This window comes from Nocardia brevicatena NBRC 12119, assembly GCF_000308495.1.
In the GTDB taxonomy this organism is placed as follows: domain Bacteria; phylum Actinomycetota; class Actinomycetes; order Mycobacteriales; family Mycobacteriaceae; genus Nocardia; species Nocardia brevicatena.
Map to the genome: position 1 here is coordinate 14,591 of NZ_BAFU01000023.1, position 13,831 is coordinate 28,421.

The following is a 13,831-nucleotide window of genomic DNA, read 5'->3' on the forward strand; positions in this document are numbered from 1 at the left end:
CGGGCCGATTCGAGAGCTGCCAGGATCGCCGTCTGCGTCAAGGCGAACACATCGAGGCCTTGTTCGCGCGCGCTCGGCCAATTCGTCGGGGACGCAGACGTTCGGACGAGCCATGCCGAGAATATACGCAATAGGTGTGTATATCCGGCCCGCCGGTCGGCGCAGGCCGAACGGCGATCGGCTCGCTCATACCCGCCCACGCAGCCGCAGCCCCCGGGGAGTGGGGCTGAATCCGGCCTCGGTGAGGAAGTCGGCGAAGGTGTTGCCGTGGACGGTGTCGCCATCCACGCGGTCGATGACCAGGGAGTCCACCCGCCGGAAACGGACGAGGTCGGCGAGGGCGTGGGCGGCGGCGCGGCGGACGGTGGGGTCCTCGGTGAAGGTGAGCAGGGTTTTGCCGCCGCGTTCCAGGTACAGCACCGGATCGCCGTCCACCAGTACCACGAGAGCGCCTGCCTTACGGCCGGGGCGGTGCCCGGAATCGGCCTCGGTTTTGGGCCAGGGCAGGGCGGCGCCATACGGGTTGGCCGGGTCGCAGGCGGCGAGGGCGACGGCGGTGCCCGTGACGCGCTGCTCGCCCTCGAACGAGCGCAACCGGTCCACCACATCGGTGGTGGAGAACTGGGCCCCGCCGAGCGAATCCACGAAATAACCGCGGCGGCAGCGACCGCGGTCCTCGAACTCGCTCAGCACCCGGTACATGAGGGCGAAGCCGCCGGGTACGCCCTCGCTCTGCACCGAACCCCGGGTCAACACACCATAGCGTTCGAGCAGCAGGTCGGCGGTGGTATGTGCGCGAACCGTGTTGTCGGCGAGCCGATCCGGGAGCAGCGACCAGCGGCCCGCCACGGTCGGCGGGCTCGAACGACTCGGCGCGGCGGGCCGGGGCAGGTAGGCGCGCGCACGTGGCGCGCGCCGGGGTGTGCGGTGCGCGGTGGGGGTTCGGGTGGCGCCGCACAGCCGCGCCCGTACGGGGGCGAAGGTGTCACCGGATACCAGCCCGGCCCACACCAGGTCCCACAGTGCCGTGACCACTTCGCTCTCGTCGGACAATCCGGTGGAGTCGGCGAGTTGCCGGAAGAAGAACGCCCCACCGCCGGGCCCCGGCCTGATGGCCATCGGCGCGGGCTGCGGCCCTGGTCGCACGGGTTGTCCCGCCGGTCCGCGAGTGGCGGGATTCGCCGAAGCCGTGTCCGCACCGGGTGTCGGGGCGTCGTGGCCGTCGGAACCGGTCGCGCCGATGGCCGGTGTCGGGGCGGGTGTCCAGGTGGGGATCTCCGCCCCCAGGGTGGCGAGCAGGTGCAGATGGGCCTCGGTGAACTCGATCTCGTCGGCCGGCGCCAGCGTGGTCGGCGCGAGTTCGGCCGGGTGCAGGGCGATCCAGCCGTCCTTGGCGTTGATGGCGCCGTGTCCCGACCAGCGCACCTCGCCGGTGGCCATGAGCTCGTCCAGCATGGCCGGCGAGTAGTCGGCCACCCGGGCGGGCAGGACCAGCGACTCCCAGGCCGAGGCCGGGATCGGCACCCCGGCCAGCTGTTCCACCACGGCGGCGACCCCGTCCACACCGCGCAGTTCACCGCTGCCGACCTGCTGCCAGTCGGGGAGGAAACGGCCGAACGCGGCGATCGATACCGGTTCCACCTCGTGCCGCGCGGCGGCCAGACTGCGGCGGCGGAGTCGACGCAGTACCTGTCCGTCGCACCATTCCGAGCCGGCGGCATCAGGAGTGAATTCCCCTTCCACCACCCGTTTTTCGGCGGCCAGCCGGTGCAGTACCGGTGCCACCACGGCCGTGCCGAGACCGAACCGGTGAGCGGGGGCCTCGGTGGCGAACGGACCGTGGGTGCGGGCGTACCGGGCCACCAGATCACCGAGCGGGTCGGCGACCGGTTCGACGAACGCGGCCGGGGTACCGACCGGCAGCGGAACCCCCAGGGCGTCGCGCAGCCGCGCGGCGTCCTCCACCGCGGCCCACCAGATATGCCCGGCGTAGGAAACCTCCAGGGCGCGCCGGGAATGCAGGAGTTCGGTGAACCATTCGGCGGGATCGCTGCGGCAGCGTTGCGCGGCCTCGTCGGGGGTGAGCGGGCCGAGCAGCCGTAGCAGATCGGCGAGACCCTCCATATCGCGGGCCTGCCGCTGGGGGGTGAGCCGCTGAAGTTCCTGTTCGGTTTCGGTGATGACCTGCCTGTCCAGCAGCTCACGCAGTTCGACCCGGCCCAGGAGTTCGGCGAGCAACCCCGAATCGAGGGCGAGCGCCGCGGCCTTGCGTTCGGCCAGCGGGCTGTCGCCGTCGTACATGAACTGGCCGATGTATTCGAACAGCAGTGAGTTCGCGAACGGCGAGGGGGTGGCCGTCTCAACCTCCACCAACCGCACCTGTCGACGCGCGAGCCGGCCCAGCAGATCACGCAGGGACGGCAGATCGTAGACATCGCGCAGGCATTCGCGCACCGTCTCCAACAGGATGGGGAATTCGGGGTACTTGCGCGCCACATCGAGCAGCTGTGCGGAACGCTGCCGCTGCTGCCACAGCGGGGCGCGGCGGCCGGGATCGCGGCGCGGCAGCAGCAGCGCCCGCGCCGCGCATTCGCGGAACCGGGAGGCGAACAGGGCAGAGGCCCCCACCTGTTCGGTGACCAGGTCCTCGATCTCGTCCGGTTCGAAGACGAACAGCTCCGCACCCGGCGGATCATCGGTGGTGTCGGGCAGCCGGACCACGATCCCGTCGTCGGAGGCGGTGGGTGCGGCGTCCACCCCGAACCGCTCCCGCAGCCGGGAGCCGATGGCCAGCGCCCACGGCGCGTGCAGCGGCATCCCGTACGGGGAGTGCAGCACCAGCCGCCAGTCGCCCAGTTCATCGCGGAAACGTTCCACTACCAGCGTCCGGTCGGTGGGCAGCCGGCCGGTGGCGGTGCGCTGCTCCTCCAGCAGGGCGAGCAGATTGTTCGCGGCGTTCTCGTCGAGGCCGGAGGCTGTCGTCAGTTCCGCGAAGGTCTCCTCGCCTGCTCCTTCCCGGCCCGCGCGACGCACGAATTCGCCTACCGCCGCGCCGAGTTCGGCGGGCCGGCCGAGCCCGTCGCCGTGCCAGAACGGTAGCCGACCCGGTTGGCCGAAGGCGGGGGTGACCAGTACGCGGTCGTAGGTGATCTCCTCGATCCGCCAACTGGTGGCCCCGAGTGCGAAAACATCGCCCACTCGCGACTCGTAGACCATCTCCTCGTCGAGTTCGCCCACCCGGGAGGCCTTTTCGCCCACCATGTACACCGCGAACATGCCGCGGTCGGGAATCGCCCCGCCGGAGGTCACCGCCAGCCGCTGGGCGCCCGGACGGCCCGTGAGGGTGCCGGCGTCGCGGTCCCAGACCAGCCGCGGGCGCAGCCCGGCGAACTCGTCGGACGGATAGCGGCCGGACAGCAGGTCCAGCACCGCCTCGTAGGATGACCGGGGTAGCGCGGCGTAACTGCCGGTGCCGCGCACCGTCTCGAACCAGGCGTCCACGTCCAGTGTGTCCAGGGCGCAGGCGGCGACCGTCTGCTGGGCCAGAATGTCCAACGGGTGCGCGGGAATCCGGATCTCCTCGATCTGCCCGGTGGCCATCCGTCGCGCCGCCACCGCGCAGTGGACGACATCGGTGCGGTGCTTCGGGAACAACACCCCACGCGATATCTCGCCCACCCGGTGACCGGCCCGTCCCACGCGCTGTAGCCCGCTCGCCACCGACGGCGGCGCCTCCACCTGCACCACCAGTTCCACCGCGCCCATATCGATCCCGAGTTCGAGGCTGCTGGTGGCGACCACACAACGCAGCCGCCCGCTCTTGAGATCGTCCTCGATCAGCGCCCGCTGTTCCTTGCTGACCGAACCGTGGTGCGCCCGCGCCAACAGTGGCGCGGCCCCGTGGACGACCTCGGTGGACGGTCCGATCTGAGCGGGCGGGGCGTGTTCGGTGTCCACCGGTTCGCCCAGCCGCTCGGCGTAGGTCTCGTTGAGCCGCGCGGTGAGCCGCTCGGCCAGCCGGCGCGAGTTCGCGAACACGATGGAGGACCGGTGCGCCAGAACCAGTTCCACGATGGCCTCGTCGACATGCGGCCAGATCGATCCGGGTTGATCGGATTCGCCGGGTTCGGTCATATCCGCGACCGGGACCCGCACCGACAGGTCGAAGGTCTTCGGCGCGGGCGGAGACACGATGGTGATCGGGGCGGAGCCCACCAGGAACCGCCCCATCTCTTCCGGCGGCCGGACCGTCGCCGACAGTCCTATCCGCTGGACCGGGCGCTCGGTGAGCCGATCCAGCCGGGCCAGCGACAACGCAAGATGCGCACCTCGTTTGGAGCCGGCGATGGCATGCACCTCGTCCACGATCACCGTCCGCACGCCGCGCAGCGTCTCCCGGGCCGCCGAGGTGAGCATGAGGAACAGCGATTCCGGGGTGGTGATCAGAATGTCGGGCGGGGTGCGCTGTAGGGCGCGGCGCTCCTTGGCGGTGGTATCGCCGGAGCGCACCTCCACGCTGATCTCCGGTGGTTCCAGGCCGAGTCGCTGTGCCGTCCGCCGCACCCCCACCAGCGGCGCCCGCAGATTGCGTTCCACATCCACCGCCAGCGCCTTGAGCGGGGATACGTAGAGCACCGAGGTGCCGCCGCTCTCCGGTCGCACACCGGTCGCCAGTTGGTCGATCGCCCACAGGAACGCCGAGAGCGTCTTGCCCGAGCCGGTGGGCGCGATCACCAGGGTGTGCTCGCCCGCGGCAATGGCGCGCCACGCGCCGACCTGGGCGGCCGTCGGCGCGGGGAAGGCGCCGTCGAACCATTCCTGGGTGGCGGGAGAGAACACGGGCACGGCTCCCAGTCTGCACCGAGGCACCGACAGGTCGGCATGCCTCCACGAAGGCGCCACATATTCGCAGTCGGGCGGGTGCGGCATCGAGCGGCCCCGCGAAGTCTGCCTCGACGAACCCCGAAACGAAAAACTCAGAAGCCAGGCGTAGGAGATCAGCAGATGGGCAACCGCAACGACGTACTCGACACCGCTGCGCGCAAGCTTCCCGACCTGCCGGCCCGGTTTCGTGTGCTCGTGGATCGCGAGTCGCCGTCGAGTTACCGCCCGGGCCTCGAACTCTGTGCCTCGTTGATCCGGCCATGGTTGTCGGCAGCGCTCGAGCGTCCCGTCCGGATGGAACGCACAGGCGAGAACGTGCACATCCTGGCCGAAGCCCCCGATCCCGGAGTACTGGTGCTGGGCCATTTCGACACCGTGTGGCCAGTGGGCACAACCGCGGACTGGCCGTTCTCGATCACCGACGGAATCGCCACCGGACCCGACGCCTTCGACATGTGAGTGGCAGCGCCGTCTGGGGAGTGAGGACCAGGAGTTCGTGACCCTCCTTCCCCTGCCAAGGTGGCCGGCTGATCGAGTGGTTGAAGGGCGACGGCCAGCCAGCCTTCAACGTTCTCGCTCCATACCCCGCTCCCTCTCGGACCTTTCCCGGCCGCCGCGAGTCGAACCCGCCCGAGGGGGTTCCCGATGCGGCGACTCGATTCCCGGTGTCGGCCGTGAGACGGCCAGCAGATCCGCCGCCTCTCGACCGGTCATGGGCAGTATCTGCCCCCGTGCTGCGGCTTCCCGTTCTCGGCGAATATGGTCCGCCAGCCGCTCAGCGGCCTCGCGTTGTTTCTGCTGGGCCTCACGCGTTTGGCGTTCGCGTTTGGCTTGCTCCACGGCACGCCGAGCCGACTCCTGGGTGCGCTCCTTCTCCTGACGTTTCTCGCGAAGCTCTTTCGCCTTTTGCAGGCCCCGCATCTTCGGGGAGTCGAAGAGCTCCAGTTGGTCGCGGTTACGCTCGAGGTCCCTACCTACTTCCAGGGCGTTTTGGCCTGCTCTTTGGTGATCTCCTCGATATGGAATCGGCCGGGGAAGTCGCGGACGAGGGCGTCGAGTCCTTTGCGGGTGGCCGAATCGGCAGCGCCTTGCTGGAGAACCCAGGTGCCGCGAGCGTTCGGGTCGAGCGTGAGGGCTTCGCGATCTTTGGCTATCTGCTCCATGGTGAGCTCGCCGCCGACGTTTTCGCCCCACTTGTATTCGGTGAAGTCCCGGCCGCCGAGTTCGTTGACGGCGAGGGCGGTGTCGTGCCTACGCGATCGGCCCGATTCCAGATCTAGGGTTTGCTCGTGGTGCCACCCATTTTCGCGCGTCTCACCCCGTAGCTCCGCCATCCCACGATGGAACCAGCGACCGAGATCGTGGGATCTGCGTGCTCGTTCGGAGACTTCGCGCTGCTCACGGCGAGCGTTTTCGACAGCTCGGCGCTGGTACTCATCGTTGCCGGCCATCCCCCCGCACCCCGGTCAGGCCAGTCCGTGCTTCCGCCGTAGCTCGACACCCTCGTGCGGTATCCCATGGGCCTCGGCGTAATCGACGGCCCGTGAATGCCACTCGAAGGTTATCGATATAAAACCTGCCTCAGCGGCATCGAACAGCATATTGACCGGGTAGTCGACGGTCTCAGCCCAGTCGTAGCGGATCGTCGGGCCGAACTCGTGCAACACTCTCGCCTCAGGGTCGTTGATCCATCGGCCGCCGCAGTACCGCACGAAGTATTCGCCGATGTAGCAGAGGAACTGGGTTACGACATCGGCCCTGTCGGGTTCAAACAGCGCGTCCTCATCGGGGAAGAAGTAGCGGAACACGTCACTGAGCCAATGGTCTGCCATCTCATTGCTGTACCGATCAACCCCCTGCGGCATGGGTCCCACAACCTTACCGGCGGGAGTCGTCCAGCCTGTGAGGCCGCCGATCGGGACACTGGGGAGGGTTTCGGTGAACAGCCGGTCTATCTCTTCGGCGATATGTTGCGGGCTGGACCACACCACCCACTCGGGGTCGTCCTGAGCGGCTTTGTCAATTCCGTCGTCCACTGAACGAGCCTTCCCCTCGCTGCCGACCGACCGAGTGTCGCGGTGCGGTAGACGATACGACGCAGCCGCCGGTCGCGGCAACGACCGAACCCTGACACCCCGAAACGAGGCCGTTCTCTGTCCGGTCGGCGGGCGGGGCCAACCGTAGCCGTGGCCGCGTAACCGCCTTCTCTTCTAGACGAGCACTGCCAGTGCCCGGAGCCCTATCCTGAGACAATGCCCGACGAGTACGTGAACGTGTCTGTCGTAGTAGCCGCCGATGGCTCCGTCATCGAGGCGACCCACGATGGGGAACAGGTTGCCGATATCCGGGTACAGCCCTTCCCTTCGGGCGCTTTCGACGTCGCGTTCCTCACCACCATGGAGCCGTCGACCAGCCGCTCCATGGTGGAAGCCACCGCCGAGGGCGACGCTCACGCCTCCGTGGAGGGGCTGTACTGCAGCTTCAGCGCAGCCGACCCAAGCTACCCTCAAGAGGTGACCGTGCGGGTGCGGATCTCACGCGGCCCGGAATCCATGGCAGGTGGGTTCCGCCTCGATCTGCAGCTTGCCCGTTAAACGGGCAGCGACCTGCGGGCTGCCCAGAACTGCGCGACAGCGGGCTGACTCTGCCACGGAATCAGTACCTTGTCCAAGCGTTGCAGTTCCATCGCCAACCGTCCCGAGCCTGACCCCTGCCCGGCTGTCAGGGCTTCCATCCCGAGTCCGGCGGCGTGTTCGACCTCATTGTTGCCAGCATGCGCTATTGCCGCGCGTACCGTGTACACGGTCCTGTCCCTGGCATAGCGCGGTGGCAGAGCGTCGAGTACCTGAGTGAAATGCTCTACCGCCCTGTCGAATTTGCCCAGTGTAGACAGACTGTCTGCTCGGTGGACGGTGATATAGGAGGTATCGAGCCGGCCCGACCATGGCAGGTCTGGGTCCATATCAGGATCATCGAGCGATTTCAGCGCCTCGTCGTAGGCGTTTTCTGCCGCTTTATGGTCGCCCAGTAGTGCGTGCCCGTGCCCAGCCCGCATGTTTGCGAGGGATTCGATCGGTGCGTCGCCCAGGGCCCTGCGGATCGCGGCGGCAGCGAGCGCGACGGTTTCACCACCGTCTCCTGCGTCGCCGGACAAGTGTGCTTTGCGGTTGAGGATGTAGGAGGACATGACGTCGTTTCCGGCTGCCATGGACCACTGGAACGCTCGATCTGTCCAATACTCCGCTGCCGCGAAGTCCCCCAGATCCTGGTAGAGCCAGCCGGCGAACTCCGCATAGTTGGTTTGCATGTTGAGCAACCCGACGGCGTCCATACCGTGCAACTTGCGCAATTGACTCATGACCTGGATCTGCTGCTGCACGATCGGGATCACGGTCGTCGGACCCAGGAGGCTGTCCTGGTCGACGAGCACCCGTTTGAGCTGACGGAAGTGGTCGAGATAATCGATATCCGCGTTGCGATTGAACATGATCTGCGGGACGGAAGTCCCGAGCGTCGCTGTCGCGATGAAGTCGCGCCGGGAGAGCGGCATGCAGCCTTCTCCATTCTCGTGAAGATCGTCGTGGCCCAACATACCGCGCCCATCGACGTCGAGATGGAACGAGGCCACAGCGGCGATCTCGATCAAACGCCCGGATGCCGACAGCTCCCGGTCGAGTAGCAGGACGACGTCCGGCGCCGGCTTGCGGAGCCCTCGTTCGATCCGCGACAGGTTCCCCGCGTTGTAATTGATCCGGCGAGCCAGGCTCCGCAGCGATTCCTGGCCGCGGAGTCTTTTCAACTCATCACCAAAAAAACGCCATTGATCCATGGCCCGACCCTCCCATGAGCCCATCTACCTGCGTTGCAGGATTGCCAACACTGCAACGCTAGCGCAACACATCTGGCCACGCCGACGCTGAATACACCACCCCGCGCAGTTGTGCACCGACTCCGGCGCGGGGTCGGCCGACACCACACAACACCACACCGAGGTCCCCCATGCCAGAGATCGTTGACCCCGCCGCCGAGATGCGGTCGAGCATATGGGCGCCGAACCCCCCCGTGAGACCCAACGCTGGTAAGGCACCCATAAGCGGGCTCCCCACCAGAGGAGCGATCAAACCCGGCGATGGTGACGACTGTCGCAGCCCCGCCCCCATTAACGGCAACTCACATGCCCATCAGGTGCTCAGCCGGCACGCCGCGCACCGTTGCCGACGCTATTACGACGCACTGCATCACACCACGGAACAGCACCATGGGTGAAGTTAGCGACTGGAATGACCGATTCACCCCACAGCAGATGTACTATGCGTGACTGGATTGGTGTCGCAGGCACTATCCCCCGACACATGTGTTCCGGGCGAAACTTGAGGAAGCTGGCCCCCCGCCTCCGACAGCCGCAGACGGGCTGATCGGCAAGGTGCGCTACTACCAGCGCCGCCCACCCACCCTGGAGAGATACGCCCGCTTCCTCGACGAAGCGCTCGCCGCCGACGTCATCACCGCAGACGACCGCGCCACCCTCGCCGAACGGATGCCCATTGAAGGTGTCGCCGCAGTGCGCGCCCGGTTGGCCCACACCGGACAGGAGACGTCATGAGGCACGAGGAGGACACCGCCAACTGCGAATGCCGTACCGGTCCCTGGGTTCCAGCGCGCGTATTCGGGCGAGCCCGGTACGACAGAAACGGATGCATCGCCGCTGTCCGCTGCCCCGAAAGCGACTTCTGCCACCACATGGCACCCGTCGACCACACCGGGCACATTACCCGGCACCCCCGCACAGTGCCCGGCGCCTGCCCGTGGGTCGGTGTCCGCGTCGTCGGCGATACCCACACCGTTTGCTCTTGCGGGAAACCCCCGTACATCACTACCCGGCAGTTACGGATCGTCCTGCGCAAAGGCAACTTCCCGTTCGGGCCCGTGCGGGATCTGCGCTGCCCTGGCTCCCTGCACTGCCTCGACTACGCGCCGGTCGATGTCCACGGCATGATCGGCGACAACGCTCGCGACATCCCGCTCCAATGCCCATGGGTGGGCGTGCGAGTCCACAACCGTGGCCTACCGCCCGCGCTGCTCGACCCGGAAACAGCGGTCGGATACGTGGTCGCAGACAACCCCGACTACGCGCAATGGGTCGGACGACAGATCAAGGCCCGCGCCACCGCCCTCGGCTACCGGCTCGCGACCACCGTCACCGCCCACCCCGGAGACCCCCTCGACAAGCTCTCCAAGGCGCTGCCCCGGCTGGAAGCAACCGCAGTCATCGTGCCCGACCTCGCCCATCTGGAACCCGGAAATCGGTGGCCCGGCGTGCGGATCATCACCACGAACCCGGAGACGATCGTCGAACCATGGGCCGAGCTGTAGGTCCACCGGTGAGGAAATGCGCCATACTCCGCACCCGACTCACCCTCATACTCATGCGAGAAAGCCGGCGGGAATCAAGCCCGCCATTGAGCCCTGACCAGGGAATCAAGAAATCTATAAGGAATGCCGGCGGGAATGTTGCGAGAGCCTGAATTCCAAGCGTGCCCTGTTCACGCCCTACGGGCAGTTGCTCGTGCACCAGCTCGCCGAGTTCGCGTTCACCCTCGACTGGGATTACGTTGAGGAGTCGATCTCTGGGAACAAGTTCTCCACCTACGCGGTCGCGGCCTGGGTCACCAGTCCACGTGGATGCCGACCTCTCGGGCCAGGCTTCCCGCCAGCCCGAGCAGGTCGTCACCGCGCACCTGAGCGCCCTTCAACTCACGCACTCCGCGCACATCGACCAACCGGCAGTCCACGAACGTGGTGTTGTGCTCGATACTCGCCTGCGAGAACTGCGCCCCGGTCAGGTCGCATCCCTCGAACCGGGCACTGCGGAACCTCACCCGCTGGAAATCCGCGCCCGCGAGGTTGCAGCCGGTGAACACCACCTTCTGAAACTTGCTGCCCCGGAATGACACCAGATCGGCGCGGGTGTCATCGACCGCCACATCACGCAGCACGCCGTCGGTCAGGGAAAGCCCGGTCAGCCGCGACCCAACGATGGCCGATTCCAGGAACGACGTCTCGTCCGCACGCAGGTTCGACAGATCCGACGAATCGAACACGCAGTTGTCGAACGTGGTGCGACTGAGTTCGCCGACGATCCGCGCTCCGGAGAACTCGGATGCGATTACCGCGATCACATCACCCCCGCCGGCACCCGAGGCCCCACCGGTGTATCGGACGCCGCTCACCGTCAGTTCGTCCGCGAACACGTCTGCGGGCCCGGCGTCGCGAAGCGTACTCGCGACTTTCGGTCGCATCGGCGTGACCTGCATGCGTGTGACACCCATCGACTCCCCCTGTTCGTGACGTGGAATTGGTACCGAACCTAGCACGCCACCGGCTTCGCGCCGCGGTGAAATGCGTTGTACCGATTCGATTTCCCACAGGGTGTGCTCGCCCGCGGCGATGGCGCGCCACGCGCCGACCTGGGCGGCCGTCGGCGCGGGGAAGGCGCCGTCGAACCATTCCTGGGTGGCGGGAGAGAACACGGGCACGGATCCCGGTGTGCACCGAGGCACCGACAACCCGACGCGTACGCTGCCCTGGTGTCTGTGCGGAAATTGGATCTCATCTCTCATGGTGTCACCGATGCGCTGCGAGCGGCCCGGTTCCCGGTCGACGAACCGTTGACCGAAGCGGGTCGGGCGGTCGTCGCGGATCAGGCGGACGATGCGGCGTACGACCCGTCGCGTCCGGATACGTGGATGCTCGCGGGCCCGGAACGTCGCACGATGGAAACCGCCGAACTGCTCGGTCTGGCCCCGATGCCGGAGCCGCGGTTGCGGGACCTGGACTCCGGCGACTGGGGCGGCCGGGACATGTCGGATCTGACACCCGCGGAGGCACACGGGTGGCTCACCGACCCCGGATACTGTGCACACGGCGGGGAGTCGGTACTCGAATTGCTCGACCGCGTACGGGATCTGATGGGCGAACTCGCCGCCACCGCGCCCCCGCGCACCGTCGCGGTGACCCATCCCGCCGTGATCCGCGCGGCGCTGGTGGTGACGCTGCAGGCGACTCCGGCGGCCTTCTGGCGGATCGATGTACCACCGGGCGGCCGAACCCGGCTGCACCACCGCGGCCTGTGGACGCTGCGGCTGAACTGAACCGGCGCCGCCGCACGCGGACCGGGTACCGAACGCCGGAGCTCAGCGCAGGGGGACCGGTGTGCCCAGCGACAGCGGGAAATCCCGGACCCGGAGATGGTCGGGGACCGTCTGTTTCGGCACACCGAATACCAGATGGGTGGCGAAGGTTTCGCCGGGCTGCAGGGTCCGTGTTCCGGCGGCGGACGCGGCGCGCTGCGCGGTGGCGGTGATATCGGCCGTGTAGCGCGTACCCGCGGTGTCGTACAGCTCCTGCCCGAGCGGCAGGTAGGTGTGCGGTTCCGCGCCGATATTGGTGACGGTGAGGCTCACCACGACGAAATCGCCGTCCGCGCGTTCGATCCCCACGGTCTGCACCGCCGTTTCGGTGTTCGTCACCGTGAATTCGAGTTTGCCGTCCCGGATCGGGGTTCCCGGAGCCGCCGTTATCGGCTGCTGCGGATCACTCGCCCCGACCCGAACCATCATGCCGCCGGACCAGTCCACCAGCGCCGCCACGCATCCGCCGATCAGTACGAGCGGCACCACGACCAGTGTCAGAAGCAGCAGGACGGTCCGCAGCGGCCGGCGTTTGCGCCGCGGCCGCGGTGGGACGGCCGGACGGGGCCGTGGTGTCCGCCCACCGCCGAACACCACCCGGCGTTGTCCCGGTACGGCCGGGACCGGGCGGTACCCGGCAGGCGGTCCGGGGCGGTGCGCGGGGGCATAGGCGACCGGTTGGGCCCGTTCGGCGGGTCGCGCCGTCTCGAGCCGGGTATAGGCCATGGTCGGCGGATACTCGGGAACGCGCAGATGTTCGGTGGGTGCGGAGAGCGGTCGCTGCTCGACATACGCTTCGGTGTAGGGGCGCGTCCCGGGTAGGGCCGATCCGGCGGGGACCGCGCCGGACCGGTCGGGTAGTTCGTATGCCCGGGTCGGTGCGGGGGAGCCCGCACCACCGGCCGATATCACCGCGGCGGCGGCGCGGGCCAGTTCACCGGCGGTGCCGTACCGGGCCGCGAGGTCCTTCGCCATGGCACGCGCGATCACCCGGTCCAGTCCGGCCGGGACGGCGGGGTTGGCGGCGTGCGCGCTGGGCGGCCGGGTGGTGAGGTGCGCGTGCATCTGCCGGGCCGGGTCGATGTCCCCGAACGGACGGGCACCCGCGAGGCATTCGTAGAGGACACAGCCCAGCGAGTACACGTCCGAGCGGGCGTCGGTGCACCCAGTGAACCGCTCCGGTGCCATATACGCCCAGGTGCCGATGGCCGAACCGGCGGTGGTGAGGGCGGTGCTGTCGGAGCCGTGCGCGATACCGAAGTCGATCAGATACACGAACCCGTCGGGGCGGACGAGGATATTGGACGGTTTCACATCGCGGTGCACCAGCCCGGCCCGATGCGCGGTGTCCAGCGCGGCGGCCGTCTGCGCGACGATATCGACGGCCCGCGTCGACGGCAGCGGGCCGTCGCGGTGCAGCAGCCGTGCGAGGTCGGTGCCGTCGATGAACTCCATCTCGATGAACAGCCGGCCGTCGAGTTCACCGTGAGCCCGAATCGGCACGATATGCGGATCGTGCAGGCGGGCGGCGAGTTCGGCCTCCTTCTCGAACCGGGCGCGGTAGGTTTCGTCGCCGGCCAGTTCGGCGGGCAGCAGCTTCAGCGCGACCCGACGATCGCTCGCGGTGTCGACGGCCAGCCACACCTGGCCCATCCCGCCCTTACCGAGCAGGCGATCGAGCCGATACCGGCCCAAACGCTTCTCCGCCATGGCGGGCTTTTCCTTCCACATCACCGTCGACCCGTCCGGTGCTCTCG

At 67.9% G+C, this 13,831-nt stretch carries 12 protein-coding genes; 5 read left to right on the plus strand and 7 right to left on the minus strand.

Annotated features, from left to right (window positions below; genetic code table 11):
• Positions 1–186: 186 nt before the first annotated feature.
• Positions 187–4,845: an ATP-dependent helicase gene (locus tag ON20_RS04970; RefSeq protein WP_245547062.1), complete on the minus strand. Its 4,659-nt coding sequence runs from the start codon at positions 4,843–4,845 to the stop codon at positions 187–189.
• A 159-nt stretch (positions 4,846–5,004) separates the two neighbouring features.
• Here ON20_RS04970 and ON20_RS04975 point away from each other — a divergent pair, with 159 nt between their 5' ends.
• Positions 5,005–5,343, plus strand: coding sequence for a zinc-binding metallopeptidase family protein (locus ON20_RS04975; protein ID WP_040833759.1), 339 nt, complete (start codon positions 5,005–5,007; stop codon positions 5,341–5,343).
• Between the two features lie 105 nt (positions 5,344–5,448).
• On the opposite strand, the gene ON20_RS37795 is transcribed toward ON20_RS04975, so the two are convergent.
• From ON20_RS37795 to ON20_RS04990, 3 genes are all read right to left on the minus strand, one after another.
• Complete coding sequence (locus tag ON20_RS37795; protein ID WP_040833760.1) at positions 5,449–5,805, minus strand: hypothetical protein; 357 nt, start codon at positions 5,803–5,805, stop codon at positions 5,449–5,451.
• 53 nt (positions 5,806–5,858) lie between these two features.
• Positions 5,859–6,218 (minus strand): hypothetical protein, encoded by a 360-nt coding sequence (locus ON20_RS04985; protein WP_218002439.1) that lies wholly within the window; start codon positions 6,216–6,218, stop codon positions 5,859–5,861.
• A 132-nt stretch (positions 6,219–6,350) separates the two neighbouring features.
• Positions 6,351–6,920, minus strand: a complete 570-nt coding sequence (locus ON20_RS04990; RefSeq protein ID WP_040833762.1) for a hypothetical protein — start codon at positions 6,918–6,920, stop codon at positions 6,351–6,353.
• Between the two features lie 216 nt (positions 6,921–7,136).
• Here ON20_RS04990 and ON20_RS04995 point away from each other — a divergent pair, with 216 nt between their 5' ends.
• Positions 7,137–7,478 carry a hypothetical protein gene (locus tag ON20_RS04995; RefSeq protein ID WP_040833763.1) on the plus strand — a complete coding sequence of 114 codons (342 nt, stop codon included), beginning with the start codon at positions 7,137–7,139 and terminating at the stop codon, positions 7,476–7,478.
• Here ON20_RS04995 and ON20_RS05000 read toward each other — a convergent pair.
• Entirely contained in the window at positions 7,475–8,713 is a 1,239-nt protein-coding gene (locus ON20_RS05000; RefSeq protein ID WP_157228699.1) for a helix-turn-helix domain-containing protein, read from the minus strand. The genes ON20_RS04995 and ON20_RS05000 overlap by 4 nt on opposite strands.
• Positions 8,714–9,307: 594 nt before the next feature.
• On the opposite strand from ON20_RS05000, the gene ON20_RS05005 reads away from it, so the two are divergent.
• Positions 9,308–9,487 carry a hypothetical protein gene (locus ON20_RS05005; RefSeq protein WP_040833764.1) on the plus strand — a complete coding sequence of 60 codons (180 nt, stop codon included), beginning with the start codon at positions 9,308–9,310 and terminating at the stop codon, positions 9,485–9,487.
• A 137-nt stretch (positions 9,488–9,624) separates the two neighbouring features.
• Positions 9,625–10,257 (plus strand): hypothetical protein, encoded by a 633-nt coding sequence (locus ON20_RS05010; RefSeq protein ID WP_040833765.1) that lies wholly within the window; start codon positions 9,625–9,627, stop codon positions 10,255–10,257.
• A 293-nt stretch (positions 10,258–10,550) separates the two neighbouring features.
• On the opposite strand, the gene ON20_RS36095 is transcribed toward ON20_RS05010, so the two are convergent.
• A complete protein-coding gene (locus ON20_RS36095; protein WP_051161667.1) occupies positions 10,551–11,213 on the minus strand; it encodes a pentapeptide repeat-containing protein in 663 nt (220 codons plus the stop codon).
• A 255-nt stretch (positions 11,214–11,468) separates the two neighbouring features.
• Here ON20_RS36095 and ON20_RS36100 point away from each other — a divergent pair, with 255 nt between their 5' ends.
• Positions 11,469–12,035 (plus strand): histidine phosphatase family protein, encoded by a 567-nt coding sequence (locus ON20_RS36100; RefSeq protein WP_040833830.1) that lies wholly within the window; start codon positions 11,469–11,471, stop codon positions 12,033–12,035.
• A gap of 42 nt (positions 12,036–12,077) precedes the next feature.
• Here ON20_RS36100 and ON20_RS32820 read toward each other — a convergent pair whose 3' ends face one another.
• Positions 12,078–13,784, minus strand: coding sequence for a serine/threonine-protein kinase (locus ON20_RS32820; RefSeq protein ID WP_169332315.1), 1,707 nt, complete (start codon positions 13,782–13,784; stop codon positions 12,078–12,080).
• Between the last annotated feature and the right edge of the window lie 47 nt (positions 13,785–13,831).

What these genes read in the sequence shown, in the direction of transcription:
- ON20_RS05000 (WP_157228699.1), bottom strand. Translation starts at nt 8,713, where the DNA reads ATGGATCAATGGCGTTTTTTTGGTGATGAGTTGAAAAGACTCCGCGGC.
- ON20_RS04975 (WP_040833759.1), top strand. Translation starts at nt 5,005, where the DNA reads ATGGGCAACCGCAACGACGTACTCGACACCGCTGCGCGCAAGCTTCCC.
- ON20_RS04985 (WP_218002439.1), bottom strand. Translation starts at nt 6,218, where the DNA reads ATGGCGGAGCTACGGGGTGAGACGCGCGAAAATGGGTGGCACCACGAG.
- ON20_RS36095 (WP_051161667.1), bottom strand. Translation starts at nt 11,213, where the DNA reads ATGGGTGTCACACGCATGCAGGTCACGCCGATGCGACCGAAAGTCGCG.
- ON20_RS37795 (WP_040833760.1), bottom strand. Translation starts at nt 5,805, where the DNA reads ATGCGGGGCCTGCAAAAGGCGAAAGAGCTTCGCGAGAAACGTCAGGAG.
- ON20_RS32820 (WP_169332315.1), bottom strand. Translation starts at nt 13,784, where the DNA reads ATGGCGGAGAAGCGTTTGGGCCGGTATCGGCTCGATCGCCTGCTCGGT.
- ON20_RS04995 (WP_040833763.1), top strand. Translation starts at nt 7,137, where the DNA reads ATGCCCGACGAGTACGTGAACGTGTCTGTCGTAGTAGCCGCCGATGGC.
- ON20_RS05010 (WP_040833765.1), top strand. Translation starts at nt 9,625, where the DNA reads ATGGCACCCGTCGACCACACCGGGCACATTACCCGGCACCCCCGCACA.